Here is a 24,200-nt window from a genome sequence, read left to right as displayed (position 1 = left end):
AGGAGGTAGAACATGCAAAACGTGTGCGTGCTCAGGCTGAAAGATAAGCCGGATCTGTGCATCGAGGTTGATGCGCTTCTCCCGGAAAAGCTCTCCGGCATGAATGCGAGAGAAATCGAGAACGTTAAGATCCAGTACGGAAAGCTGCTCGTCGATGCAGGAGAATTTTTCGACATCGAGGGAAAAGTAAACGGTACGCTCGTTTTCGAGGGAGATTTGACAAGAGTGAAACGCATAGGTTTCGGCATGAGAGAGGGAGAAATCATCGTGAAGGGCAATGCAGGCATGTACGTTGGAGCGTTTATGCGGGGTGGCAGAATAGTCATCGAGGGCAATGCTGGACGATTTGCAGCCATAGGCATGATTGGTGGGGAAGTGGTAGTGAAAGGCGATTGTGGAGACTACGCTGGCGCTGCTTACAGAGGTAGCACAGGAATGGCAGGGGGAAGACTGATTATTGAAGGGCGATGCGGTGATGAGGCGGGAGCGAACATGTGCGGTGGAGAGTTGATTGTTGGCAGAGAGGCAGGAGCATTCCTCGGGGCAGGCATGACAGGAGGAGTAATAAGGGCAAAAACAGGGAGAAGGGTCGGTGCAGGAATGATAAACGGGCAGATATTTCTCGATGAAGCAAAGGATATCGACGAAGTCCTGCCTCCTGGATTTATCTACGAGGGCGAAGAGGAAATAAACGGCGTGAAATACGCGGTGTTTACAGGAGATAAGGCGGAGAAAAAGAGCAATGGGAAAATATTTATAAAAATTCTTTAACTTTGCTTATTATCCTCTTCAAAATCTCCTCATCGCTGAGCACACCTTCTGGAGGTTCAAACACCTTTTTAAGTCTGAGCGGTACGCCGTCCATTCTGTACGCTGAACCTTCGACCTCCACACCTGCTATGGCAGCGGGAATTACCACATCGGCGAGCTTCGACGTCAGGCTTTCGAACGGGTCTATTACCACCAGTGGTATCCGCTTCATATATTCCACGGCCTGCTTCGGAAAGTGGGCTGCAGGATCAGCAGCTATCACGAGCATCGCATCGACGTCCTCGGCAATCAGGAGGGAGTTCGCATCGGTCTCGCCGGGGTTATACCACGGATAATCCCTCGTAAAATCCACTGCGTACGGATAGCCAGTCTGCCACGTGCACACTTCGTTGAAGCCGGTGACGTTGTAGTGTCCCCTCATTGGGATTATTGCAAACTTGGTATACATGTTCAGGTCTCTAACGAGGAGTATTGCTTCTCTGACGTTTCGGTAGTTGCCATACGTGTGTGTCAGCCCCATTCCGAAGAAAATTACTCCAAACTGACACGACTTCATTTCTTCAACAAGCTTCTTCAGTTTCTCCTTCGGAACACCTCCGATTACGTCCCCTCTGCAATCTCCAGAGTTCAGTATCGCTCGCATCGCGTTGAAAATTTCAAAATCGCGGTTGGGCTCAACCTGAATGAACTCGTCTGCAAGCTTCGTGCTTTCCGTCGGCCTGACGTCAACAGCCACAACCTTCCTGCTGATTCTCCCCTTCCTGAAGCGCCCCTTCTGGAACGTGGAGTAGCGGGACATGTGCCTCGGGTGTGCATGCATTGGATTGCAGCCCCAGTAAATGATAAGATCTGCTCTGTTTTTCACCTCGCCAAGTGTAACGCTCGGAACGCCAACCTCATGAATCGCTAAAATCGTCGGGCCGTGACAGACAGAGGATGTGCAATCAACGACTCCGCCAACAAGCTCCGCAAGCTCTATGCCAGCGCTGTGAGCTTCACAGCTTGTTGACGAGAAGCCGTAGAGAAGAGGTTTCTTTGCATTCACGAGGATTTCGGCAGCTCTCTCAATTGCCTCATCTATTGAAACTTCTTTTCCGCCAATCATCGGCTTCGTTATCCTTCCGCGTGTTCTGGCCATTATTTTGCGAGTGCCAAGAACACACGCATTCTCAATTTTTACATCGCCATTGTTACCAGTTTCAACGATGATGTCATCGCAGAGTGCCCCGCAGAAGGGGCAGACGAAGGCTTCAACTCTCATGCTATCAAATCCGAACGACGCAGTTAATTCTTTTCCCAAACCACCACCTCCTATAATAACCTGATAATTTCGTCGAGCATTCTGTAGTACAGCCGCTCTCCTCTCTCAAGCCCTATAGCATCTCTGCTGCAGAATTCAGCACACATACCGCATGCAATGCAGAGTTCTGGCCTGACGACGAGTTTACCGAGCACAACGCTGAGAGCGGCCCCTCTCGACATCGTTTTACATGCGGCAACACAATCGCCACAGCCAGAACATCGATCCTCATCGATGACTATGGCAAGTGTCGTCAGGCTGTAGTGGGCGTTGGGCTGGTACAGTTCGTCGAGGCTGATAGTTGTCATTCCGGAGAAGTGTTTTAGCGTTGAGAGTACGCGGGAGAGGTAGTACGGTCTGAATCCGAGGAATACCGCCGTGTCAAATCTCTTTGTAACATCCCACCCTCCATCGAGGATGAACTGTGCTATGTGGTGCATTGTGAAGACACACGACAGCGGTTTAACGCCTCTACTGACGAGAACTTTGCTCGACGCCCCCGTTGCAATAACGGGCATGTGCTCGCTCAGCTTTACGGCGTACTCCACAAGTCTGCTGTTTTCAAGCAGCATTCCACCGGTTATAAGAACTGGTCTGGAGTAGCTGATGATATCCGCCGCCTCCTTTGGGGTGACACATGCCGCCTTCTCACATTGCAGTTCCGACTGCTTGTAGCCCCTCGGCAGGAAGATGTACCTCCTCACTTCGTCATGAACATTCGTGACAGTTCTTAAATCTTTTCCTTGTGGTATTATTTTTTAAAACTAACGACTTTCAATTTAATAAATTTATACCATAAATCGAGCACACATAAAATTACCGCAAACTTCTTTCGAGGATTCTGTTCACAGTATCAGCTTCGTCTGAAAGCTCGACAGAGGCGTTAAAGCGCTTGAAAGACTGAAAATCTGCAAGCTGGCTCGCGTAGAGGCCGTTTGGGATGACTACATCGACGCCTTCGGCAAACTGCGAGATGACTGCCTTGAGACAGACGTAACGGTCACCTTTCGTAATCTTTACCACCTGTCCGTCTTTAAGCCCTATCTTCTCTGCAAACTCTTTACTGACAAGAGCCACAGCCTCTCCTTCATTAAGCACATCCCTTGCAACCACGATACTTGCCTCAACCCGCAGAAACTTGCTGAATTCGAGCATCAGACGCCCTCCATTAAAGAAGATATAACACTAACATCCTCCAGGCCCTCTTTAAAGGGCTGGAGTTCTACAGCAACACCATCGCTCCTTACCATCGTTCCTCCCTGATCTATACCAGAAATCGCAGTCGGAATGATGACCTTCGCCACTCTCGACGTAAGAGATGGCGATGGGTCAACAAGAATCGTATCAATTTCTGCAAGCCGCTTTGCTACGTGCCACGGGAGAGATTTCACAGGATCGCTGCCGATTATCAGTGCTGCGTCGGCCTTCATTATCGCTTCGCTGAACGCCACTCTTTCGTTACTCGAGAAATCATAGGCGTTAACGACTCCGGTTTTGCGGAACATTAGCTCGTTGAAACCGCGCATGTTTGCATGAAAGCCAGCGGGAATGAAAGCCACTCTCGTAAACTCGTTAAGTCTCTCCACCATCTCGATAAACCTGCTGTAATCACCGCCAAGCCCATACTTTAGCCCAAGCCCGCCAAAAATTACGTTGAAATCTGCCCTCTGCATCTCCTTTATGATAGCCGCAACTTCTGGGTGTTTGCCAGCCTTTCCATCGAGGGCTTTGAGGAACGAGTCGATAACGTCAGCATCGCTGCCCATAATGAATTTCCCGCCCTTTCTTGCAAGCTTTGCGGTTTCGCTAAGCCTCACATCAACCACAACGAGGTAGCGGTCTTCTTCATAGCCCCTCTGCCTCTTTCCGCTCCTCGGATAGTACGTAAAGCGAGACATGTGCCTTGGTAGACTCTGATGGGGATTCGCCCCCCAGTAAACAATCACGTATGCGTTATCCCTGACTTCGTCGAGTGTAGCAGTTGGCAACTCGCCCTTGAGAACGAGTTCAACCAGATCGCCGAGACAGAAGGATGAACAGTCATCGATGGCAGCTCCCTTTTCCTTTGCGAGTTCTATGGCTTTTTCCTGCGCCTCGCAGGGAATCGTGTCGAGGCCGTAAATTACCAAATTGTCCGAATTGCTTACAATTTCTCCTGCAGCCTTCAGCGCTTCCTCAATGTCTGATGGCTTCGAGTCAATCAATGGTGTATTTCTTTCAGCTCTGAAGAGCTTGACGCCCTTTCTGCAGGTGTGAAGAATTTTTCCATCTTGCAGGACTATATCATCGCACAGACAGGAACAGCCAGTACATACTACCATGTCAGACCACCGTCAATCCAAAACCATTGTCAATCCTCCAGGAAGCTTATAGCCTCGCTGGGGCAGTTCTCCCTGCAAATGATGCAGAGGGTACGGTGTTTCCCGTATCTCCTGCAGAGCGACAGGTTAAACACCTTAACAACTCCATCTTCTATCCTGAGAATTGGCTCGTCTATCGTGATACCCTTCCCCATCGCCGCCCCATAGGGGTCCTTTTCAACGTGGACAGGGCAGGAAACCACACAGTTCGCGCAACCAACACACTTTGTCTCATCAACTATTAAACCCGTCTCAGTTGCCTTTTCAACAACAGCGAGCATCTCCTCGAGCTTTTTTCTGCTCGCTTCATACTTGGCCTCATAGAGGGGTCTACATTCCTCGAGTTTTCTTTCCTTCGTGAGGAGCTTGAAGGCGAAGCTCATGCAGGTCTGCTCCCCACACTGCTTGCAGTTGGTTTTTGGCAGGAGTTTGTATATCTCCATGGGGTTTGGCATTGGAGGTGCTGTCATGAAAAATAATTTAATTTTTTCGCCGAAGCTCCAGCACAAAAGCTTATAAAGAATGCTTACCTTTCCGCTATCATGCCCGGCATAATTCCTCACCGCCACTGTATCGTATGCGGTAAGGCTATAGAGCCTGATAAGACGTTCTGCAGTGATGACTGCAGAGCAGAGATGGAGAAGGAGAGAAAAAAGCAGAGAAACTTCACGATAATCATGTTCCTGATCCTCTTTGGCATTCTGTTCATGCTGATGTTCATGCCGACCCACTGAGCGAAAGAATTATTAATCAACCAGTCCCCATGAGCTTAAGCGCCAAGCGCCGGTGGTGTAGCCTGGCTAACACAGGGGCCTGCCACGCCCCTGCCCCGGGTTCAAATCCCGGCCGGCGCACTTACTAATTTTCGGACGTTTCACCGGAGGTATCGAGCAAAGAGATACTTCATTCCGTTGATGCACCTGACTGCAGGAAAAAACGTAAATAACCCCTCTGCTTCCATGGCTACCAATGAAATTCGACGCACGCAGATACAGGGAACTCGTCGAAGAAGACTTTGAGGACGCGTGGAAAAGGAGTGTTGAAGTTCTCTCGCCAAAGAACCCAAATGCCGTTTATCCACGCTATGGGTATGCTTACGGAGAAGAGCACCCTCTCTTCAAAACAATTAACGATTTGAGGAAAGCCTATCTCTCACTCGGCTTCAGGGAAGTTGTAAACCCGCTCATCGTTGAGGATTCCCACGTGAGGAGACAGTTCGGTAAGGAAGCGCTTGCTGTTCTCGATCGCTGTTTTTACCTTGCATCTCTTCCAAAGCCAAACGTTGGAATGTCAGCAGAGAAGATAGCGAAAATTGGCGAAATAATCGGCAGGAGTGTTGGCAGCGAAGAAGTAGGCAGCCTCCAGCAGATATTCCACGCGTACAAGAAGGGGAAGATAGACGGCGACGATTTAAGCTTTGAAGTCGCAAAAGCCTTAAAGATTGACGATATAACGGCTGTCAGGATACTCGACGAGGTGTTTCCCGAGTTCAAGGAACTGAAACCGGAGGCGAGCAGCTTAACGCTCAGGAGCCATATGACAACCGGGTGGTTCATAACCCTCAGCAAGGTTGCAGATAAGCTGCCTCTACCAATCAAACTTTTCAGCATTGACCGCTGCTTCAGGAAAGAGCAGGGAGAGGATGCGACGAGACTCTACACCTACTTCTCAGCAAGTTGTGTCGTCGTTGACGAGGATGTAAGCGTTGATGAGGGGAAGGCTGTAGCAGAAGCTTTGCTCAGGCAGTTCGGCTTCGAGAAGTTCCGCTTTAAGCCTGACGAGAAGAGGAGCAAGTACTACATCCCGGGAACACAGACAGAGGTTTTTGCCTTCCATCCGAAGCTCGTTGGAGGAAACACGAAGTACAAAGACGGCTGGATAGAGATTGCAACCTTCGGCATATACTCTCCTACTGCTCTCTCCCAGTACGACATCGAATACCCCGTTATGAACCTCGGTCTGGGTGTTGAGAGGCTTGCAATGATTCTCTACGACTACTCAGACGTAAGAGAGCTCGTTTATCCGTGGCTTTACGGCAGAATTGAGCTTAGTGACATGGACATAGCAAGGGCGATAAAGGTTGCTGAGGTGCCAAATACCACCGCAGGATTGAGAATGGCGAATGCAATCGCAGAAACTGCAGAAAAGTACGCAAACGAGCAAAGTCCGTGTGAGTTTCTTGCCTGGCAGGGAGAGCTTTACGGCAGAAGCGTGAAAGTTTACGTTGTTGAAAGAGAACCGAGCACAAAGCTCTGCGGGCCGGCTTACGCAAACGAGGTTGTAGTTTACCAGGGCAGCGTTTACGGAGTGCCAAGAACAGAAAAATGGTCAGAATACTTCGAGAAAGGTATCTCGACCGGCATGCGCTACATAGACAGCTTTGCCTGTCTCGCTGCCAGGCAGATCGAGGAGGGAGCGGCGAGAGGAAACGCAGAGGTAGAGACGAGGGTCAGAGTGGTGGAGGGGCTTTCCGACGTGAACCTCTCGATGCAGGACAACGTCAGGAGATACATAGCCTCCAAGGGCGGAAAAATAGACGTGCGTGGCCCGATGTTCATAACCGTCAGGGCTGAAATCGATTGAGTCTTTTGATTTCCTCTTCGAGTCTTTTCAATTTCTCCTTCGCTCTTTCAAGCTTTCTGTTTGCTATCTCGACCATGATTTCAAGCGAGGAGCTGTCAACGAGTTTTCTACCCCTGACAGCAACGGGAACCTCCATTCTTTCGAGAGACGCTATCTCCACGACGTTGTTCCTGAGTGATATAAGCCCACACCGCCTGAAGCCGGCTCTGTTCGCAGCTTCCATCAGCCTGCCTGCCGAACGCAGGTTTCTGCAGGCAATGTGAATTATTGGCGGATGAACCATGAACCAAGTAGTGAGCCTGCCCTTTTCAACTGCTTTAGACACTTCCTCGACTGTAACGCAGCGGTGCCACTTACCGAGGAATACTGCCTCAAGTTTGTTGCCAAACTCCGGCATGTCCATGACTGCTATTCTGCCCGAGCAGCTCGATAGGGTCACGTATTCAGAAATTTCATTTATTGTGGTGAGGAGCGCTGTAATATCCTCGTCAACTTCGCTCCTCTCTACTGCATTCTCGAGCCTCCTGAGTTTCTCCTGCCTGTACAGCTCCCAGGAGCGCACTTGTGTAGAGTCTTATTGAAATGTGTTTATACGTTGTGGCCAGACAGGTGGGCAGATGGTAACTGTTATTTACCCGCAAAAACAAGCGGGACCGGGGATGGCAATGCACGATATCTCGAAGAAGGCCGCGAAAATTGCGGAGGACTATAAAGATGTAACGATTGGCATCTTTGGCTCACATTCCGGAAAAGAAGTTGGCATGTCCGCCAAAGCGTGGGGTTTCAGGACGGTTATAGTAGTCCAGAAGGGTAGGGAAAAGCTGTACACCAAGTACAATCGCTGGCTTTACGACGAGGTCATAGTTCTCGACCGCTTTAAGGACATGCTCAATGAAGAAGTGCAGGAAAGGCTAAGAGAACTCAATACGGTCTTCATTCCCAACAGGAGCTTCGCGGTCTACGTGGGCTACGACGGAATAGAGAACGAGTTTGAGGTGCCCATATACGGCAACCGCTTTCTGCTGAGGGCTGAGGAGAGAAACTACGAGAAGGGACAGTACTACCTGCTCAAAAAGGCGGGAGTTAGGATTCCGAAGGAGTTCTCCTCCCCTGAGGAGATAGACCGTCTTGTAGTTGTTAAAGTTCAGCAGGCAAAGAATCCGCTTGAAAGGGCGTTCTTCTACGCTGTCTCGCCTGAGGACTACTACCGACAGGCAGAGGAGCTATTGAAGGCGGGAGTTATCAACGAGGAAGGGTTAAAGAATGCGAGGATCGAGGAGTACGTTCTTGGCGCGCGCTTCAACGCCAACTTCCACAGCTATGCTCTCAAGGATGCTTTCGGAGACTTCGACTTTGTTGGCTTCAGCGACAGAAGGCAGGTGAATCTGCAGGGTTTCCTCAACCTTCCGGCGAAAGACCAGCTAAAGATAAATGTTCCAGTCAAGAATGAGGAAATCGGACACTTTGGTATCACGATGAGGGAAAGCAAGCAGCAGATGGTTTACGAAACTGCAGAGAATTTCATTAGAGCGTGCGAAGCTGAATACCCGCCAGGAATAATCGGGTTGTTCGGACTGCAGGGAGCCGTGGCGTACTCACCAGAGGACGAAACGAAGCTCGAGTTCGTCGTTTTCGATGTCTCAATGCGTGTGCCCGGCGACCCGGCTATAGGCCCAACTTCTCCGGAGATGAGAAACCTCAGCTTAAAGCACGGCGTTAAAATCGAAGACCCGCTGGACTTGAGCATGATGGAGATAAAGAAGGCGATAGAGGACGGCAGGCTTTCGGAGATTGTTACGTGATTTTTTAATTTTTATGGGTTTCGGTGGACTACTGGTTTAGGCGACTGTAAGGGCCGGGGTAAAGGGAACTACCTCATCATTATAATCCTAAAGATTTAAATAAATCCTCAATTCAAAACATAATATATGGACGGGTTTATGCCCATGACAGGATTTTATGGGTTTGGAATGTTTTTCTGGTGGCTGATTTTTCTTGCCATTGGTTACTTGGTTTATCAGGATGCAGAAAAACGGGGAATGAATGGACTCCTGTGGTTTATACTGGTAATACTCCCTATGGTTGGTTTTCTCTTTCTGATACTCTACCTCGTCATGAGGGAGGAGAGGCCTGCAACGGGAAAAAGAGCACTGGAGATCCTGGATGAGCGATATGCAAGGGGAGAGATAAACAGAGAAGAGTACCTCAGGATGAAGAAGGAGCTTGAAGGAGGTGAGTAGAGTGCACGACAAAAAGGAGCATGCACATGGAAATCACAAACACGAGACCCACGGACACGATCACGAACATGGGATGGATCACAAGATGCAACACGAACATGAGCACGAAATGAGGAAAATGGAGGAAGATCACGCTCACGAAGGCATGAAGCACGACATGGGTAAGGGGCATGCAGGGCATGAAGCACACGATCATCACGCACACATGGCAGAAGACTTCAAGAAGAGGTTCATAATATCCTCTATTCTTACCATACCCATACTCCTTCTATCACCCTTAATCCAGTCTATTTTCGGATTCAGAATATCGTTTGCTGGTGATTTCGTCATTCTCTTCGTTCTCTCATCTCTGGTGTATTTCTACGGAGGCTATCCATTCTTAAAGGGGCTCGTTGACGAACTTAGGAAGAAAAATCCGGGAATGATGACCCTCGTTGCGGTTGCCATAAGCGTTGCCTACTTTTACAGCTCGGCTGTGGTTTTTGGCTTGAAAGGTAAGGTGTTCTTCTGGGAACTTGCAACGCTTATTGACATCATGCTTCTGGGACACTGGGTGGAGATGAAGTCTGTTCTTGGGGCTTCAAGGGCCCTGGAAGAAATGGTCAAGCTGATGCCTTCACATGCCCACCTCATGAAAGATGGCGAAATAGTAGATGTTCCAATTAATGAACTCAAGCCTGGGGACAGAGTTATCGTGAAGCCAGGGGAGAAGATCCCGGTAGATGGGGTTGTGGTTGAAGGAATAACAACAGTAAACGAGGCTATGCTGACAGGAGAGTCAAAGCCTGTGGAGAAGAAGCCGGGAGATGAGGTCATAGGCGGTTCGATAAATGGCGAGGGCTCTATAGTGGTTGAGGTCAGGAAGGTTGGGAAGGACAGCTACCTTTCGCAGGTTATAGAACTTGTTAGACAGGCCCAGGAAAGCAGATCCAAAACTCAGGATCTTGCGAATAGGGCAGCATTCGTTCTTACCATTGTTGCTCTCAGTGCAGGGCTGATTACTCTTCTTGTATGGCTGAATTATGCCGATCTTGCGTTTGCCATTGAGAGGGCTGTAACCGTCATGGTTATTGCCTGTCCTCATGCTTTGGGACTTGCAGTCCCGCTTGTTGTGGCAGTATCAACATCCCTCGCAGCCAGAAGTGGGCTACTCATAAGAGATAGAAGTGCCTTTGAGAGGGCAAAAGATCTTCAAGCTGTTGTTTTTGATAAAACAGGAACACTTACCGAGGGTAGATTTGGTGTAACCGACGTCATCACCTTTTCAGATGTGAACGAGGATGAAATTCTTGGTATTGCTGCATCGCTGGAAATTAGATCCGAGCACCCCATAGCAAAAGGTATTGTGGAAAGTGCAAAGGAGAGAGGCATAGAGATCAAAGACGTCGAAGAGTTCAGGGCGATACCGGGCAAAGGTGTGGAGGGAGTTGTTAACGGCAGAACGTTCAGAATAGTAAGTCCAGGATACCTGAAGGAGAATAGAATCAGCATCGAAGACGAACGAATAGAGAGAATTGCAGGCGAGGGCAAAACGGTTGTTTTCGTTATGGAAAATGATGCTGTACTGGGCGCTATAGCTCTGGCAGATAGAATCAGGCCTGAATCGAGAGAGGCTGTTAAAAAACTCAGATCAATGGGAATAAAGTGTATGATGCTAACCGGAGACAACAGATTCGTTGCAAACTGGGTTGCTAAAGAACTGGAACTTGATGACTTCTTTGCTGAAGTGTTACCCCACGAGAAGGCTGAGATGATCAAAAAAGTTCAGGATCAGGGCCTTACCGTTGCCATGGTTGGCGATGGTGTGAACGATGCCCCCGCTCTGGCCCAGGCTGATGTGGGTATAGCGATAGGGGCTGGAACCGATGTTGCCATTGAAACGGCTGACATAATACTGGTCAGAAACGATCCGAGGGATGTTGTGGACATAATCACCCTCTCAAAGGCAACTTACAGGAAGATGTTCCAGAACCTGTTATGGGCAACAGGATACAACGCAATTGCCATACCCCTCGCAGCAGGAATTCTCTACTCCGCTGGAGTAATTCTAACTCCGGCAGTAGGAGCAATTCTCATGTCTCTCAGCACAGTGATAGTGGCAATTAATGCAAAATTCCTATCGGTAAGTTGAGGTATTAGTGGCTACGGCCCCCATCAGGGATCCCCGAGGTCGCAGCGGGCAAGGTCATCAAAGTCGCGGGAGGTGTATTTGAGGTGGTTGAGAGGTGGAAGTAGCAATTCGGTCGCCTATGTAGAAGCAAAAAGAAAAATTTATAATTTTAAGTCAAACTTAACCTTATGGGTAGAACTATCCTGCCGTTCTTCTTCGACAACAAGCCGCTGCCTGACCTTCGCACATGGAAGGAGAACAGGAAAAACAATAGGTATCGAAGTAGGATGTTCAGCGAACTTGAGAGTATTCCTGAAAAAGTTGTAAGACCAAATCTAAAGGGTTGTTTTAACCGGTGAAAGTCTGAAGGACGCTCATCTCAAAAGACATCTTTTTGAACCTGTTAAGTCTTGTGGGGACATATAAATCCCCTCCACAAATTTCTGAGTTTTGAAACGAAACACTTTCGTGGCACTTTCTGAATGTGCCGCTGGTTTTTAAAAATAGGTCAAAATGAAATAACACTCAGATGTCCCGGGAGTATGTGGACCACCTCAACTTTTTTTAATAAGGATTTTTGAAACACCAAAAATTAGACAAATTAGATGATTTTGGCTTTGCAAAGTCATAATGATCAATTCCAAAAATTTTATTAAATTTTAGAGGAGTATATAGCCATGGAAATATCAAATAACTACTTCGAGAGGGGTGAAAACGAAAATTTCGACCTTGACAGCCTCCTTCCCAGGCTCGAACACTTGAGAACACTGATAGTCTACAACACCCCCTATGCAGCCAGGAGTCTGCTATTTTACCACATACTTCCGCACTTCTCATCCAAGAACATTTTCATTGCCGTGTACTCAGACACGATGTACAGGAGGCTTGAGAAAACGTACGAGTCCATTTTAAAATCATCTCCAGATATAGCAAAGTTGCTCGACAGAGCCAAGATTATAAAAATTGGGTCAAAAGACAGAACCTCGTTCGGTGAGCTTTACGAACTCATAAATCCCGATCTAAACTGGCACAGGAACCTATCTGATGTTGTTAAAGGACTTGGTGAGGATGACGTGCTGCTCTTCCATGGCTTTTCTATAATACCAACCCTGTACGGGAGGAAGGCGATGATTGACATGCTCAAGCTTCTCGACCAGATCTCTGAAGACGTAACATTGATCAATAAATGCTCTAAAAAGCTCTACGATGGGCAAGTGGAGAAGGTTATGGAGAGGCTTTACGATGTAGTTCTGAGGGTGGAAAGGAGCGAGGGAGAGTTTCTCGGTTTTGAGGAGAGCTACATGATTGGGGTAGACCAAAGCATAATTATGAATATTTAGACCTGGATTTGCAAGGTTTAAGATTGGAGAAGATGGAAGGTTAGTTGAGTTTTGATTTTCTCGTGGATACAGAGTTCCAGCTCGGCGATGTTGTCTCCATTCTCGCAGATGAGATGAAGAGTGAATCACCCCGCCATGTCGGACGGAGTCTTCCCGTCCACATTAGATGAATTGATTTAAGAAAAACTCGCGAACCCGACTTCGTACAGCTGCCTCAGCATCCTCAGGCACTTTTTGGCAGTGTGCGGGAACCTGAACTTCTGCTCGTATTCCTTCCAGTTGGAGAGCACTTCCTCCAGGGTGTATCCACCCACCCTTCCGACGTCCTGGCCAATTATTTTGCTCAGCAGCTCTCTCCTGATGCTTTCCGTTTCTCTGGCCGTAACGTCGATACTCTTCTCAAGCGATAGGTTGACCACATGTAACAGGGGCCTCTCCAGTTTTCTTCTTGGTCCGTGGAATTTTGGCAGTACTTTCATCAGAATCGCCAGGTCTACGATCTCGTCGTCGCTCTCAAAACTTATTATCCCCTTATCCTGACTCTCCTTCGCGTTCCTGAAGAACAGTGAGATCTCGTCCAGAACGCGGTAGCCAAAGTGCAGGTCGTGGGCCTTCAAAACCTCGTTAAGCCTTTCGATGAAGTCGATATACCCGCTTTCGCGAAGGTAGCCCAGGGCCCTCTTTATCAGCTCGCCGTCCTTGGTAATGGCTACAAACATCCCGCCCCTTGAAAGGTCTTCCCTCACCCTCCCCGCCAAGAAACTGACATCATCTTCATTCATGCTCTCGTAGCCCAGATCTAGGTAAGATGCGAAGTCAACGTCGCTGAGCTCTATCGTGAATGCCCTGTCCAGCACCTTTGGGCTGAACATGTACATCGTCTCGTCTACGTTTACGGTGCCGATGATGTAGATATTTGGAGGTAGCATTATCTCTTCAGGTACATCGAGATTACTCTTGCTGTGGAGCTTTATTCCCTCCTTTGTGTACCCTGTCTCGTCTCTTCCACTCTCTAAAACGCTCAAGAAGTCTGCGAAATAGTACTCAACGCGAGCCAGGCTCATCTCGTCGAGTATTATGAAGAAGGGTGCTGCTTCATCCCTATTCCGCTCATAGTCTTCCTTTGCACTCAGTATAAACTCCAGCAATGCAGTGACTTCGTATTTCTCATCCAGCGGGTATCCTATCAGGAGTACCCCGTCTCTCCAGTCAGGTCTGACGGAGAGAAATATGTAGTTTTTTAGAGGAGTTCTCAGCAGCTCCGCGAACTCAAGGGCGAGCTTAGTCTTTCCGGTTCCGCTCAGACCGGTGAGAATCACAAATCCCTTTGTCTTGAGTGCAGTGTAAAAGGATGAAATTGTCTGTTCGGGGAAATAGTACCCTCTTGACGAGAAATATCTTTTTAAGAGTTCTTGAGTCATTGCCATACCTAATTTATGGTTTATTCTTTTAAAAACTTTCTTAATATATTGTAGCTTAGTATGGCGGGCATGAAACCATTTGCAAATATAACTTACCAAGATGGGCTATGTATCTATCTATTAGTAAAAAAATCTGAGTTCCCATAATCTTGCACCTTGGCAGACAATTTTTGATAATGTCACCAGCTATACTCGTCCACCAGCGTCCCTGCAGTGTACAGGTAGGTGATGGGACCTCCTCTACCAGAAATAATAATTTTGAACTCTTGTATACCAATTAATAGGTTTCAAAAGTTTAATTTAATACTTTTGCAGAGCCTGACCGACGTTTCCAGCATCATGTAACTCAATAGGAAGGACAAGAGAAGTGCATTAATGATTAAACCCGAAAATCTCCCAATCTTCAAGCGGATTTTTCAAGTTTTCAACGGAGTAAGTTCCACGCAGAAAAATAAAGATCCACAACAGAAGGCCTGAAATCGAACCGACAACAGTGAACCAGTAACAATCAGCAAATTTAAAAGAAAAGTTAGATAAGTCCTGCTCTCTGGAGCAGCAAAATATCCTCTGTTTCGAGCTTCTCGCCACGCTTGAACATCTCGTAGACTTCCTTTGCTCTCCTGATGAGTTCTTCCTTCTCCCTCTCTTCCTTGCTCTTTGCCTGCTTGGCCTTCAGAGCCTTTATAACCTTGTCAAGGTCTCTGATATCCTTCCTTATCTTTACAACCTCACTGTGGCACCTGTCAGCCTCTTTCTTACTCTCGACGAACTTCATGTGCATCTCGTCGGCGAGCTTCCTCTTCTCGTCAACCTGGCTGAATATGTTCAGCATCTCTGCGTGGAAAACGTCGGCCTTCTCGACATACTCAAGCATCTGCTGGTGGAGCTTTCTTGCCTCTTCCTTTAGTTCCCTGATCTTGCCAATCAGCTTCTTGAACTCCTCGTGCTTTTCGAGCTGTTCCTTCCTCTCCTCCAGCTCTCTCCTCAGCTTGGCTATTCGCTCAACAAGGGCCCTTTCCTTCTCTATCGTCAGAACAGCCGTCTGCTGCTTGAACTCAAGGCGTCGGATTTCCTTCTCGATGTCGCCGAGAGGTCTCCCACCCCTGTCGATGTCCTTCCTCAGCTTGTCGAGCTCCTTGTAGAGCTTATCTATCTCCTTGTGGATTTTGTTTCTCTGACTCTTTATCTCCTTAGCCTTCTCGTTAAGCTCGTCCCTCTTTTCTTTAAGCTCTTTTGCCTTCACGAGAAGCTCCTTGACTTCTTTATTGAGCTGGTCTCTCTTGTCTGCATACTCTCTCGCGGCCTTGTTGAGTTCATCCCTCCTGGCAATGTACTCCTGCAATTCCTTTTCCAGTTGTTCTTTCCTCTCAACCAACTTTTCCAGCATCATGCTCTCACAACAGCTTTGCCTTTTTTGTAACACTGGAGCTTTGCTCAGCGTTAATGAACTGAGATTTAAATCTTTCTCTGAGGGGCGCTTAAAAAGTTTTCGAAGAATGTGTACGCTTCGGTCTCCTCAAAAGCATACTTAATCGTGTTAAATTCCTTCTTGAGTTCGATTACTTCCTGCCTCAACTTATCTTCGCTCTTCTTTCCGTTAACGGCATCCCACATTATCTCTGCGAGTTTCTCCATCTCGCCTTCCTTCATTCCGAGTCTCGTTATCTCCTGAACGCCGATTCTTATCCCCGAGGGATTCTTGGTCTTTGTTAGGTCATCCCAGGGCAGGAGGTTTTTGTTCAGGATTATGTTTATGCGTTCGAAGAGCTTGGCAACTGGGTCACCGCCACCAAACTCGGTAACGTCAACGGCAACCTGATGAGACTCCGTAAAGCCCAAATGTTCACCAACGACGTTGAAACCGAGTTCGTGCATTCTCTCCGCAAGCCTCTTTGCATTCCTGACTATCTGCCTCGCATAAGCTTCACCAAACTCCAGCATTTCGAGGCATGCGATAACGTAGCCGGCAAGGCTGTGGAGGTGGTGGTTGCTCACAACGCCGGGGAATACAGCGTTGTCAATCTTCTTCGCCAGCTCGGCCTTGCAGAGAATTATGGCGCGCTGTGGGCCGAAGAAGGTTTTATGTGTTGAGGCCGTAATGACGTCTGCCCCCTCCTTAACCGGATCCTGGAACTGCTTTCCAGCTATAAGCCCGAGAACGTGGCTTCCGTCGTAAACTACCCTTGCACCGATTTCTGCTGCGATTTCCGCAATCTCCTTCACGGGGTGGGGGAATAGAATCAAGCTCGAACCCAGAACGAAAACCTTCGGTTTCTCCTTCTCCGCAACCTTCCTCGTTTCATCAACGTCGACGTTCAGATTATCCATGTCGAAAGGATAGTGAAGAACTTCGAGCCCCCTTATACCGGCAGCCGAAAACCTGTCGTGGGAGATGTGCCCACCACACGGAACAGATAAAGCCATGAGTTTGTCTCCAGGAGAGGTGAGAGCGAAAAATGCTGCAATATTCGCAGTAACTCCAGAGATAGGCTGAACATTCGCGTGTTCAGCGTTGAATATTTCCTTCGTGAGCTGAATTGCCATGTCTTCGACGACATCTATGTACTGACACCCCTGATAGAAGCGCTTGCCCACTCTGCCCTCTGCATAGCGGTGGCCGAAGTCTGTAAGATACATGCTTCTTACAGCCAGACTGGCTAAGTTCTCGCTGGCTATAAGGGGAATCGACTGTCTGTAAAACTCGTGGTGCTGCCTGAGGGTTTCAACGAGCTTCGAGTAGTACTCGGAGTGTTCAAGCATGCCCTTCGCTCTGTCCCCTGTTATTTAAGCTTTTGGCATTCAGACTTTCCGGGTATTTAGTGCTCAGGAATGAAGAACGTTAGGGTTTTACCCGGTATATAGCCGGCAGTTCTCTGTAGCGGCCGTTGAAATCCAGACCATAGCCAACGACGAAGTAATCGGGAATCGTAAATCCAACGTAGTCTGGCTTGACGTCCACGATCCTCCTCTCAGGCTTGTCGAGGAGTGTGCACACGGCGATGCTTTTAGGCTTCTTCTTTTTCAGTCTGTTGAGGAAGAACTCCATCGTTATCCCTGTGTCGATTATATCCTCAACAACTATAACGTCCCTTCCCTCGATCTCCCTCTCCACGTCAAGCTTAACTTCAACCGTACCAGTCGAATTCGTTCCAACGTAACTCTTCAGCTTGACGAAGTCTACCTCCACGGGAATGCTCAGCTCCCTTATCAGATCTGCGAGGAATATAAAAGCCCCGTTGAGGATTCCTATAAGGAGCGGCGTCTCGTCCCCAATTCTGTCCCTGTAGTCCTTGCTTATCTGCTCCGCAAGCTCCTTAACTCGGCCCCTTATCTCCTCTCCGCCTATCAGCAGCTCCAACTCCATCATTCCACCCACAGATCGACTATTTTCATGGCTTTTACATCGACGAGCCCGTAATCCGTTATTCTGAGCTCAGGTATTACGGGGAGCGCGAGGAAACTCAGGGTTGTGAAGGGATGTTCGGCTTTTACACCCAGCTCTCTCGCAGCCTTGTACAGTTTATTAAGTCTACTGACGACTTCTTCAAAACTGAGGTCTGACATTAAGCCCGCGATGGGCAGCGGAAGTTCCGCCTTAACATCACCATCCACAACAACGAAACCGCCCCGCATCTCCTGAATCCTCTTTAGGGCCTTAACCATCGCCATGTCATCAACACCAACGCAGATACAGTTGTGGGAGTCGTGAGAAACGCTGCTTGCAATGGCCCCCTTTTCAATAGGGAACCTAACAAAACCTTTTCCAATCTTCTTCTCCCCACGATGCCTGTCAACAACGACGACCTTTGCAACCTCCTGCTGCGGGTCTGGAAGGGCGTATCCATCATTTATTACTGGCTCCCACTCTGCAGCCTTCGTCACTATTTGCCCGGAAACAACTTCAATCAGCCTGCAAACCTTCCCTCTTGCTTCTATTGCAACGTCTTCTGGGCTGAGTGCTGGCATTTTTACCGTGTTCGTCAGCTCCGCTGGTGGGTACACTCTCTTAATTTCAGCTCTAAGCTTACCATCCCAGACGATTTTTCCGTCCTTAACGACGAGCTGCACGTTAAAGTCCTCAAAACTATCAACGGCTACGAGATCTGCCTTAAAGCCCGGTACGATTGCTCCGCAGTCAAGTCCGAAATGCATCGCGGGGCTTAATGTGGCCATTCTTACTGCGACCTCAGGTTTTACGCCGTACTGCACCGCAAGCTTAATCCTGTAATCCATGTGCCCCTGCTCTATATCCACTGGAAGCAAATCGTCGCTGACGAGCATAAAGAAGCACGAGTTGAAGTCGTTGACAATCTTGACGAGTTCTCGCATGTTCTTCGCCACGGAGCCTTCGCGGATCATCACCTTCATTCCCCTTCTTACCTTCTCCATCGCTTCTATTGCAGATATGCACTCGTGGTCAGTCGTTATGCCAGCAGCGATGTACGCGTTAAGCTCTCTGCCCGTAAGGCCAGGCGAATGCCCATCTATCAGCTTTTTAGCCTTCTTTGCCGCTTCGATTTTTTCAAGGACATCTCTGGAACCCATCACAACGCCCGGAAAGTTCATGAGTTCTGCAAGCCCGAGCACACGCTCCCACTGCAAAATCTCCTCTATATCCAGTGCATCGAGTCTGCAGGCAAAAGTTTCAAGTCCCTCAACAGCAGGGACGCATGAAGGGGCCATGAAGTAGAAGTCAATGGGCAGGTTTGCTGTTGCGTCGATGAGGTACCTTATCCCTGCTTTCCCCGCTACGTTTGCGATTTCGTGCGGATCAGCAATAACCGCAGTGGTGCCATGGGGAATCGCAGCTTTCGCAAACTCTGCAGGATGAAGAAGTGTGCTCTCAAGGTGGATGTGAGCATCAATGAAGCCGGGAAGAATATAGTCAACTTCGATTCCACCGCCATAATCGCCAATTCCGGCAATTCTCCCGTTGCAGATCGCTACATCAGCTTCAAAAGTCTCGCCTGTGAATACGGAAAAAACGTTACCGCTCAGAACGAGGTCGGGTTTGGCTCTTTTCATCGCCACGTCGGTGACATCAGGCATAGCACAGGCTGGGAACACCGGGGAATACAAAATGTTTTCGTTAAATCAAAAGCGTTAAGTCCTCCATGCCAAGCTACACCCGATGAAGTGCATAGTAACGAACTGGGATTACATGGACTCGCTGTGCAGGAGGGTGGCTGAGGAGATAAGGGAAGATGGTTTTTCCCCTGACGTCATCGTCGCCCTTGCCAAGGGTGGCTGGTTTGCAGGAAACATCCTGTGCGACCTCCTCGGTATCCCTGAGCTCGTCAGTGTTAGAGTGGAGCACTATGCTGGCATTGAGGAAAAGAAGCTCAGTGTTAACGCAGCAGCACTTTCGGAGCTTGAGGGAAGGAGGGTACTGATAGTTGACGACGTTGCGAACACGGGGCAGAGCATAAGCGTAGCAAAGGATTACGCCGAGAAAAATGGTGCTGCAGAGATAAAAACCGCGGTACTGCAGCTAATCTATACTTCCTCCTTCACCCCGGACTACTTCGGCGAGTATGTTGTCGAGGACGCGTGGATTGTCTTCCCGTGGAACTTCTACGAGGATATGATAGATATAATTGGAAAGCTCATGAGTGAACGCGACACGGACTGGAGCGAGTGGGACATCAAGTGGGGGCTGTATATGAAGCACGGAATAGAGCCGACGAGTCTTGAAATCGCCCAGCCCGGAAAGCTTCGAGACGTTCTGTCTGAAATGGTTAGAAGAGGCATAGCCATGCAAGTCGAGAAAGGAGGAAAGCTGTTCTGGAGACTGAAAAAATAAAGTGTTGCCAGGCTATCTGCTGATAAGATCGAGTGCAGCCTCCCTTGCTTCCTCCATTATCTTTTCCTCGCCTTCAACCTTTCCGCCCTCCATGACGACCTTCCCGTCTATTATTACCGTATCAACGCAGTCCCCTTTTGCTGAATAAACAATGTCAGCTATCAGATTGTGTCCCGGCGTGAAGTAGGGCTTCTTCAGATCTATCATCACCAGGTCTGCCAAATAACCGGATTCTATCAGTCCCGCTTTAATCCCCAGTGCCTTCGCCCCGTTAAGCGTTGCGATTTCGAAAATTTCGGCTGCGTTCATGAGCGTCGGAGCGCTATAATGGTACTTCTGAAGCAGCGTAGCAAACTTCATTTCCTCGAACATATCCAAGTTGTTGTTGCTCGCAGCGCTGTCGGTGCCAAGCGTGACGTTCAGACTGTATTTCTTCATCGCCGAATAGTTCAACGCACTTCCAACACAGAGTTTCATGTTGCTTGCAGGGCAATGGCTAACGTTCACATTCTTTTCGGCCATCAGCCTTATCTCTTCCTCGCTCAGCCATACGCAGTGAGCGGCGATTAGCCTCTCGTTTAAAAATCCTATCTCGTTTAGAGCTTCAACGATCCCTTTTCCGTACTTCTTTTTGAATTCTTCAATTTCCCCCTTCGTCTCCGCTAAATGAAAGTGGACGAGTGCATCGTATTTCTCGGCGAGTTCCATAGATGCTTTCAACCCGTCAAGACTGACCGTGTAGGGTGCGTGAGGGCCCACTGCTGGGATAACGTTTTTGAACTTCCTGAGTTTCTTCAGGTCATCCTCCACTTTTTTCAGGCTCTCTTCAAGCCTCTGCTTGTCGAAGAAGTCGAAGAAGGCCGAAGAGATGCAGGCTCTCATCCCCATCTCTTCTACGGCCTTAGCGATGGATTCGACTTCGAAATACATGTCGTTAAAAGCAGTAGTTCCGGACTTTATCATCTCCAGGCACGCGAGCTTCGTTCCGTGGTAGATATCATCGGGCTTCAGTTTCGCTTCGAGCGGCCATATCTTTTTCTCCAGCCACTCCATCAGGGGCATGTCGTCAGCGTAGCTTCTGAACAGAACCATTGCTGCGTGGGTGTGAGTGTTAACAAGCCCGGGGATTACTGCCTTACCTTTTCCGTCGATAACGATATCGTCCTTTTTGCCTTTTACTTCGCCAACCTCTGCAATTCTATTTTCCTCGATGTAGATGTCTCCCTCAACAGCCTTGCGGGCGTCAACTATCTTAACGTCCTTTATCAATATACTCATTCCAAATCACCCTAACAGCCTCTTCGATAACCTTCAAACACAGGCCTGCATTCTCCTTAGCCCTTCTTCTTATCTCTTCGTAGTCCACGACCTCGCTCTTGATTCCGTGGGCGTAGTTGTCCATCGTGCAGATCACAGCGTATTTCAGGCCAAGTTCTTTTGCAATGGTCGCTTCTGCTGCCGCGGTCATTCCAACACAGTCTGCCCAGTTCTTGATAACCCTGATTTCGGCTCTGGTTTCCAGCCTCGGTCCTCTGCTCTGGAAGTAAACACCTTTCTCAATGACGTTTACGTCAGCACCTCTTGCGCACCTGATGAGCACTTCTCTGATTTCTTCGTCAAAACCGGGCGTTATGTGGACGAGTTCGTTGTTGAATATCGTAGCGCCGCTGAAGAAGTCAATGTAGTCGTCGGGAATAATTAAGGCCGGTAGCTCTATTTCCTCTCTCAGACATCCAACAGAGCCCATCCCAATAACATACTCAACTCCAAGTTCCTTCAATGCTGCGAAGTTTGCTGCGTGATTTATAACGTGCGGAGGTTTGTCCTGCTTCTTTCCGTGTCTCTGTATCAGTGCAACTTTTATATCATCTATGTAGCCCACATCAACCTCCGCCGTGCCGTAAGCAGTTTCAACTTTCTTCTCAACAACATCGCGCAAAACCTCTATTTCCAGAATGTTCGTCCCGCCAATTATTCCTATCAACTTGCTGGCCCTCCGGTACCTGAAGCTCACTCTGCCGCTTCTGACACTCGAGCGGATAAATCTTTTACCCTTTGCTGCCTACACAGCATAAGCACACCATCTGCAGTATTTCAAAATTGTTCGAAATTGAGTATAAAATAGAAAACTTTTAAACCTTCGAAATCTCAGCCCAGCTATGAACCTGATTTTACTTGGCCCACCCGGATCCGGAAAGGGAACGCAGGCAAAGCTTATTGTGGAGAAATACGGAATCCCGCAGATTTCCACAGGAGACATGCTGAGAGAAGCTGTAGCAAAGGGAACAGAGCTTGGCAAGAAGGCGAAGGAGTACATGGACAAGGGACAGCTCGTGCCGGACGAGGTTGTTATAGGCATCGTTAAGGAGAGACTCAAGCAGCCCGACTGTGATAAGGGCTTCATCCTCGATGGCTTCCCGAGGACGATTGCGCAGGCAGAGGCGCTGGACAAAATGCTCGAGGAACTTGGAAAGAAGATTGATGCCGTAATCAACATTCAGGTTCCCGAAGAGGAGGTTGTTAAAAGAATTGTCAACCGCAGAAGCTGCAGAAACTGTGGTGCCGTTTACCACCTCATCTACAAGCCGCCAAAAGAGGAGGGCAAATGTGACAAGTGTGGCGGCGAACTCTATCAGAGAGACGACGACAAAGAAGACACTGTAAGGGCAAGGTATCAGGTTTACAGGGAGCAGACCGAGCCACTCATTGACTACTACCAGAAGAAGGGCCTACTCTACAACATTGACGGAACGAAGAGCATAGATGATGTGTTCAAGGATATTGAGGCAATTCTCGAAAAGATTAAGGGTTAAACACCCTTAAAGGTCTTCGACGCCCTCTTTTTTCTTTTCTTCGACAATCCACTGGATTATGGCATCTATCACGGCCTTCTCCTGCCTCAGCTTGTGCCCTCCTCCCACTACCCGCAGGAACTTCTTCGGATTCTTTGCGAGTCTGAACATCCTCTCAGAGCTCTCGATTGGGATGACATCGTCCTTCGTTCCGTGAATAAAGAGTACGTTTCTGATGTTTTCAATCCACTTTAATGGCTCAAACTCGATCATGTCCTCTTTTAACTCTCTTATGAAAGTCCCGAAGTCTCTGACTCCCTTCAGCGTTCCCCTGGACTTCGCGTTTGAATATATCTGGTGGAGCACGTCTTCGGATATGGCTTCAAAGCAGCAGGGTGTGGCGACAAGGGTAAGGCTCCTTACGTGGCGCAGGTTCGCTGCAGCGTACACTGCAGGCACACCACCCATGCTGAATGCAACTATATCCACGGCAGAAAAGCTGTCTGCAATTGTGACGAAATCCTCCACCCACCTTCTGAGCCTGAATTCACCTCTGCTCAGTCCGCAGCCGGGAAAATCGAAGATAACTGGATTAAAGTACTTCGAAAAGTACCTTGCAAGCCTGTCGTAGCTTTTCTCAACAACAGAACCTGGTTCCGCTGGTAGGCCGTGACAGATGAGGACCACATTCTCGATGTATATTCTTGCAAAATTGCCGGAAATATTGACATCGATGAACATGGAATAAAGAAATCAGGATTTGAGGCCTACGAGCTTTTCAAGCTCTTCGAGGTCCTTTTCAATGCGCTTTATTTCCTCTCTCTTCTTCTCAATCAGTTCGGCAACGATTTCCTTTAAATCAAGCGTGAGTTTGTAACTCTTGAGGGGCCTACCTTTACCCTTCTTTTTGAGTTCTCTCTCTTTTACCCATCCCCATTCCTTAAGCTCTTTCATCGCGAGACTGACCTCTGGCTGTCTTAGGTTCGCTGCTCTCTCTATGTCTCTCGAAATCGCCTCACCGCTCTTGGATAGGAAAACCACTACCTTAGCAATATTTTTGTTGAGTCCTGTTTCTGAGAGCAGCCTGACGATTTTCTCCTCCTTCTCAGTAAGTTCCTCGACCATCGACAACACCTCTTTGAGTAACCGATGGTTATACTAAAGACTATATAAATTTTTTTCCATTTAGCCATTTATCTAATAGAGCCGGATTGTGTTGCCCGGACACTATTTTATATCCACTTCATAGCAAAAGATTTAATATTCCCATGCGAAACCATTTGCCTGAGCCGAGGTAGCCTAGCTGGTTGGGGCGCCTGACTCATAATCAGGAGGTCGGGGGTTCGAATCCCCCCCTCGGCATGCTCCGATTTTGGGAATCTCAATGCTTATCGGTTTTCCAGTCCTGAAAGAAGTTATCAGCTTATCAATAGTCTCAGAAAAGCGATTTCTGAAATTTTCTTTCAAAAATATATAATTC

Annotated in this window: 25 protein-coding genes and 2 tRNA genes; 12 read left to right on the top strand and 15 right to left on the bottom strand. The window is 48.4% G+C overall.

Annotated elements, in window-relative coordinates; translation table 11 throughout:
- Positions 1 to 12: 12 nt before the first annotated feature.
- Entirely contained in the window at positions 13 to 771 is a 759-nt protein-coding gene (locus ARCVE_RS05555; RefSeq protein ID WP_013683788.1) for a formylmethanofuran dehydrogenase subunit C, read from the top strand.
- Here ARCVE_RS05555 and ARCVE_RS05550 read toward each other — a convergent pair.
- The 5 genes from ARCVE_RS05550 to ARCVE_RS05525 form a co-directional block, all read right to left on the bottom strand.
- A complete protein-coding gene (locus ARCVE_RS05550) occupies positions 755 to 2,032 on the bottom strand; it encodes a formylmethanofuran dehydrogenase subunit B (RefSeq protein WP_048085697.1) in 1,278 nt (425 codons plus the stop codon). The two genes, ARCVE_RS05555 and ARCVE_RS05550, sit on opposite strands and share 17 nt — an antisense overlap.
- A gap of 50 nt (positions 2,033 to 2,082) precedes the next feature.
- Positions 2,083 to 2,775, bottom strand: a complete 693-nt coding sequence (gene cdhB, locus ARCVE_RS05540) for a CO dehydrogenase/acetyl-CoA synthase complex subunit epsilon (protein ID WP_013683786.1) — start codon at positions 2,773 to 2,775, stop codon at positions 2,083 to 2,085.
- A 112-nt stretch (positions 2,776 to 2,887) separates the two neighbouring features.
- Positions 2,888 to 3,226, bottom strand: a complete 339-nt coding sequence (locus ARCVE_RS05535) for a tungsten formylmethanofuran dehydrogenase subunit D (protein ID WP_013683785.1) — start codon at positions 3,224 to 3,226, stop codon at positions 2,888 to 2,890.
- Positions 3,226 to 4,392 (bottom strand): formylmethanofuran dehydrogenase subunit B, encoded by a 1,167-nt coding sequence (locus ARCVE_RS05530; RefSeq protein ID WP_013683784.1) that lies wholly within the window; start codon positions 4,390 to 4,392, stop codon positions 3,226 to 3,228. The genes ARCVE_RS05535 and ARCVE_RS05530 overlap by 1 nt, the downstream gene beginning before the upstream one ends.
- Before the next feature lie 29 nt (positions 4,393 to 4,421).
- The gene (locus ARCVE_RS05525) at positions 4,422 to 4,886 is read right to left on the bottom strand and encodes a (Fe-S)-binding protein (RefSeq protein WP_013683783.1); all 465 of its coding nucleotides are present in this window, start codon (positions 4,884 to 4,886) and stop codon (positions 4,422 to 4,424) included.
- An 87-nt stretch (positions 4,887 to 4,973) separates the two neighbouring features.
- Here ARCVE_RS05525 and ARCVE_RS05520 point away from each other — a divergent pair, with 87 nt between their 5' ends.
- From ARCVE_RS05520 to sepS, 3 genes are all read left to right on the top strand, one after another.
- On the top strand, positions 4,974 to 5,165 hold the full coding sequence (locus tag ARCVE_RS05520) for a DUF2116 family Zn-ribbon domain-containing protein (protein ID WP_013683782.1): 192 nt from the start codon (positions 4,974 to 4,976) through the stop codon (positions 5,163 to 5,165).
- 46 nt (positions 5,166 to 5,211) lie between these two features.
- A tRNA-Gly gene (locus ARCVE_RS05515) sits at positions 5,212 to 5,285 on the top strand.
- Between the two features lie 115 nt (positions 5,286 to 5,400).
- Positions 5,401 to 7,014 carry an O-phosphoserine--tRNA ligase gene (sepS, locus tag ARCVE_RS05510; RefSeq protein WP_013683781.1) on the top strand — a complete coding sequence of 538 codons (1,614 nt, stop codon included), beginning with the start codon at positions 5,401 to 5,403 and terminating at the stop codon, positions 7,012 to 7,014.
- On the opposite strand, the gene ARCVE_RS05505 is transcribed toward sepS, so the two are convergent.
- Positions 6,995 to 7,576 (bottom strand): tRNA(Phe) 7-((3-amino-3-carboxypropyl)-4-demethylwyosine(37)-N(4))-methyltransferase, encoded by a 582-nt coding sequence (locus tag ARCVE_RS05505; protein WP_013683780.1) that lies wholly within the window; start codon positions 7,574 to 7,576, stop codon positions 6,995 to 6,997. The two genes, sepS and ARCVE_RS05505, sit on opposite strands and share 20 nt — an antisense overlap.
- A 55-nt stretch (positions 7,577 to 7,631) precedes the next feature.
- On the opposite strand from ARCVE_RS05505, the gene ARCVE_RS05500 reads away from it, so the two are divergent.
- From ARCVE_RS05500 to ARCVE_RS05485, 5 genes are all read left to right on the top strand, one after another.
- On the top strand, positions 7,632 to 8,816 hold the full coding sequence (locus ARCVE_RS05500) for a formate--phosphoribosylaminoimidazolecarboxamide ligase family protein (protein WP_013683779.1): 1,185 nt from the start codon (positions 7,632 to 7,634) through the stop codon (positions 8,814 to 8,816).
- Positions 8,817 to 8,942: 126 nt separating this feature from the next.
- Positions 8,943 to 9,254: an SHOCT domain-containing protein gene (locus ARCVE_RS10795; protein WP_013683778.1), complete on the top strand. Its 312-nt coding sequence runs from the start codon at positions 8,943 to 8,945 to the stop codon at positions 9,252 to 9,254.
- Between the two features lie 73 nt (positions 9,255 to 9,327).
- Positions 9,328 to 11,385: a heavy metal translocating P-type ATPase gene (locus tag ARCVE_RS05490; RefSeq protein WP_083809356.1), complete on the top strand. Its 2,058-nt coding sequence runs from the start codon at positions 9,328 to 9,330 to the stop codon at positions 11,383 to 11,385.
- A gap of 167 nt (positions 11,386 to 11,552) precedes the next feature.
- The gene (locus ARCVE_RS11320) at positions 11,553 to 11,723 is read left to right on the top strand and encodes a hypothetical protein (protein ID WP_013683776.1); all 171 of its coding nucleotides are present in this window, start codon (positions 11,553 to 11,555) and stop codon (positions 11,721 to 11,723) included.
- 318 nt (positions 11,724 to 12,041) lie between these two features.
- On the top strand, positions 12,042 to 12,704 hold the full coding sequence (locus tag ARCVE_RS05485; protein ID WP_013683775.1) for a hypothetical protein: 663 nt from the start codon (positions 12,042 to 12,044) through the stop codon (positions 12,702 to 12,704).
- 176 nt (positions 12,705 to 12,880) lie between these two features.
- Here the strand turns inward: ARCVE_RS05485 and ARCVE_RS05480 are convergent, their stop codons facing one another.
- The 5 genes from ARCVE_RS05480 to ade form a co-directional block, all read right to left on the bottom strand.
- Positions 12,881 to 14,131 carry an McrB family protein gene (locus ARCVE_RS05480; protein ID WP_156786023.1) on the bottom strand — a complete coding sequence of 417 codons (1,251 nt, stop codon included), beginning with the start codon at positions 14,129 to 14,131 and terminating at the stop codon, positions 12,881 to 12,883.
- Positions 14,132 to 14,654: 523 nt separating this feature from the next.
- Positions 14,655 to 15,515, bottom strand: coding sequence for a coiled-coil protein (locus tag ARCVE_RS05475; protein WP_013683773.1), 861 nt, complete (start codon positions 15,513 to 15,515; stop codon positions 14,655 to 14,657).
- A 65-nt stretch (positions 15,516 to 15,580) separates the two neighbouring features.
- On the bottom strand, positions 15,581 to 16,885 hold the full coding sequence (gene glyA, locus ARCVE_RS05470; protein ID WP_013683772.1) for a serine hydroxymethyltransferase: 1,305 nt from the start codon (positions 16,883 to 16,885) through the stop codon (positions 15,581 to 15,583).
- A gap of 79 nt (positions 16,886 to 16,964) precedes the next feature.
- Positions 16,965 to 17,492: a hypoxanthine phosphoribosyltransferase gene (gene hpt, locus ARCVE_RS05465; protein WP_048085693.1), complete on the bottom strand. Its 528-nt coding sequence runs from the start codon at positions 17,490 to 17,492 to the stop codon at positions 16,965 to 16,967.
- Entirely contained in the window at positions 17,489 to 19,174 is a 1,686-nt protein-coding gene (gene ade, locus ARCVE_RS05460) for an adenine deaminase (RefSeq protein ID WP_013683770.1), read from the bottom strand. The genes hpt and ade overlap by 4 nt, the downstream gene beginning before the upstream one ends.
- An 82-nt stretch (positions 19,175 to 19,256) precedes the next feature.
- On the opposite strand from ade, the gene ARCVE_RS05455 reads away from it, so the two are divergent.
- Complete coding sequence (locus tag ARCVE_RS05455; protein WP_013683769.1) at positions 19,257 to 19,928, top strand: phosphoribosyltransferase; 672 nt, start codon at positions 19,257 to 19,259, stop codon at positions 19,926 to 19,928.
- 12 nt (positions 19,929 to 19,940) lie between these two features.
- On the opposite strand, the gene ARCVE_RS05450 is transcribed toward ARCVE_RS05455, so the two are convergent.
- Both ARCVE_RS05450 and ARCVE_RS05445 read right to left on the bottom strand, forming a co-directional pair.
- Positions 19,941 to 21,206 (bottom strand): amidohydrolase, encoded by a 1,266-nt coding sequence (locus ARCVE_RS05450; protein ID WP_013683768.1) that lies wholly within the window; start codon positions 21,204 to 21,206, stop codon positions 19,941 to 19,943.
- Positions 21,181 to 21,942, bottom strand: a complete 762-nt coding sequence (locus tag ARCVE_RS05445) for a phosphorylase family protein (protein ID WP_013683767.1) — start codon at positions 21,940 to 21,942, stop codon at positions 21,181 to 21,183. Before ARCVE_RS05445 ends, ARCVE_RS05450 begins: the two co-directional genes overlap by 26 nt.
- Positions 21,943 to 22,087: 145 nt before the next feature.
- Between ARCVE_RS05445 and ARCVE_RS05440 the strand changes: the two genes are divergently transcribed.
- A complete protein-coding gene (locus ARCVE_RS05440; RefSeq protein ID WP_013683766.1) occupies positions 22,088 to 22,741 on the top strand; it encodes an adenylate kinase in 654 nt (217 codons plus the stop codon).
- Positions 22,742 to 22,747: 6 nt separating this feature from the next.
- Here ARCVE_RS05440 and ARCVE_RS05435 read toward each other — a convergent pair whose 3' ends face one another.
- The gene (locus ARCVE_RS05435; RefSeq protein ID WP_013683765.1) at positions 22,748 to 23,461 is read right to left on the bottom strand and encodes an alpha/beta hydrolase; all 714 of its coding nucleotides are present in this window, start codon (positions 23,459 to 23,461) and stop codon (positions 22,748 to 22,750) included.
- Between the two features lie 12 nt (positions 23,462 to 23,473).
- On the bottom strand, positions 23,474 to 23,845 hold the full coding sequence (locus tag ARCVE_RS05430; protein ID WP_013683764.1) for a hypothetical protein: 372 nt from the start codon (positions 23,843 to 23,845) through the stop codon (positions 23,474 to 23,476).
- A gap of 163 nt (positions 23,846 to 24,008) precedes the next feature.
- Between ARCVE_RS05430 and ARCVE_RS05425 the strand changes: the two genes are divergently transcribed.
- A tRNA-Met gene (locus ARCVE_RS05425) sits at positions 24,009 to 24,082 on the top strand.
- Positions 24,083 to 24,200: the final 118 nt, after the last annotated feature.

The organism is Archaeoglobus veneficus SNP6, from assembly GCF_000194625.1.
Lineage (GTDB): Archaea > Halobacteriota > Archaeoglobi > Archaeoglobales > Archaeoglobaceae > Archaeoglobus_C > Archaeoglobus_C veneficus.
Note: the sequence above shows the minus strand (reverse complement) of the source record. Positions and strands in the feature narration are given on the sequence as shown.

What these genes read in the sequence shown, in the direction of transcription:
- ARCVE_RS05555 (WP_013683788.1), top strand. Translation starts at nt 13, where the DNA reads ATGCAAAACGTGTGCGTGCTCAGGCTGAAAGATAAGCCGGATCTGTGC.
- ARCVE_RS05550 (WP_048085697.1), bottom strand. Translation starts at nt 2,032, where the DNA reads ATGAGAGTTGAAGCCTTCGTCTGCCCCTTCTGCGGGGCACTCTGCGAT.
- ARCVE_RS05535 (WP_013683785.1), bottom strand. Translation starts at nt 3,226, where the DNA reads ATGCTCGAATTCAGCAAGTTTCTGCGGGTTGAGGCAAGTATCGTGGTT.
- ARCVE_RS05530 (WP_013683784.1), bottom strand. Translation starts at nt 4,392, where the DNA reads ATGGTAGTATGTACTGGCTGTTCCTGTCTGTGCGATGATATAGTCCTG.
- ARCVE_RS05525 (WP_013683783.1), bottom strand. Translation starts at nt 4,886, where the DNA reads ATGCCAAACCCCATGGAGATATACAAACTCCTGCCAAAAACCAACTGC.
- ARCVE_RS05520 (WP_013683782.1), top strand. Translation starts at nt 4,974, where the DNA reads ATGCCCGGCATAATTCCTCACCGCCACTGTATCGTATGCGGTAAGGCT.
- sepS (WP_013683781.1), top strand. Translation starts at nt 5,401, where the DNA reads ATGAAATTCGACGCACGCAGATACAGGGAACTCGTCGAAGAAGACTTT.
- ARCVE_RS05500 (WP_013683779.1), top strand. Translation starts at nt 7,632, where the DNA reads ATGGTAACTGTTATTTACCCGCAAAAACAAGCGGGACCGGGGATGGCA.
- ARCVE_RS10795 (WP_013683778.1), top strand. Translation starts at nt 8,943, where the DNA reads ATGGACGGGTTTATGCCCATGACAGGATTTTATGGGTTTGGAATGTTT.
- ARCVE_RS05490 (WP_083809356.1), top strand. Translation starts at nt 9,328, where the DNA reads ATGGATCACAAGATGCAACACGAACATGAGCACGAAATGAGGAAAATG.
- ARCVE_RS11320 (WP_013683776.1), top strand. Translation starts at nt 11,553, where the DNA reads ATGGGTAGAACTATCCTGCCGTTCTTCTTCGACAACAAGCCGCTGCCT.
- ARCVE_RS05485 (WP_013683775.1), top strand. Translation starts at nt 12,042, where the DNA reads ATGGAAATATCAAATAACTACTTCGAGAGGGGTGAAAACGAAAATTTC.
- ARCVE_RS05480 (WP_156786023.1), bottom strand. Translation starts at nt 14,131, where the DNA reads ATGGCAATGACTCAAGAACTCTTAAAAAGATATTTCTCGTCAAGAGGG.
- ARCVE_RS05475 (WP_013683773.1), bottom strand. Translation starts at nt 15,515, where the DNA reads ATGATGCTGGAAAAGTTGGTTGAGAGGAAAGAACAACTGGAAAAGGAA.
- glyA (WP_013683772.1), bottom strand. Translation starts at nt 16,885, where the DNA reads ATGCTTGAACACTCCGAGTACTACTCGAAGCTCGTTGAAACCCTCAGG.
- hpt (WP_048085693.1), bottom strand. Translation starts at nt 17,492, where the DNA reads ATGATGGAGTTGGAGCTGCTGATAGGCGGAGAGGAGATAAGGGGCCGA.
- ade (WP_013683770.1), bottom strand. Translation starts at nt 19,174, where the DNA reads ATGCCTGATGTCACCGACGTGGCGATGAAAAGAGCCAAACCCGACCTC.
- ARCVE_RS05455 (WP_013683769.1), top strand. Translation starts at nt 19,257, where the DNA reads ATGAAGTGCATAGTAACGAACTGGGATTACATGGACTCGCTGTGCAGG.
- ARCVE_RS05450 (WP_013683768.1), bottom strand. Translation starts at nt 21,206, where the DNA reads ATGAGTATATTGATAAAGGACGTTAAGATAGTTGACGCCCGCAAGGCT.
- ARCVE_RS05440 (WP_013683766.1), top strand. Translation starts at nt 22,088, where the DNA reads ATGAACCTGATTTTACTTGGCCCACCCGGATCCGGAAAGGGAACGCAG.
- ARCVE_RS05435 (WP_013683765.1), bottom strand. Translation starts at nt 23,461, where the DNA reads ATGTTCATCGATGTCAATATTTCCGGCAATTTTGCAAGAATATACATC.
- ARCVE_RS05430 (WP_013683764.1), bottom strand. Translation starts at nt 23,845, where the DNA reads ATGGTCGAGGAACTTACTGAGAAGGAGGAGAAAATCGTCAGGCTGCTC.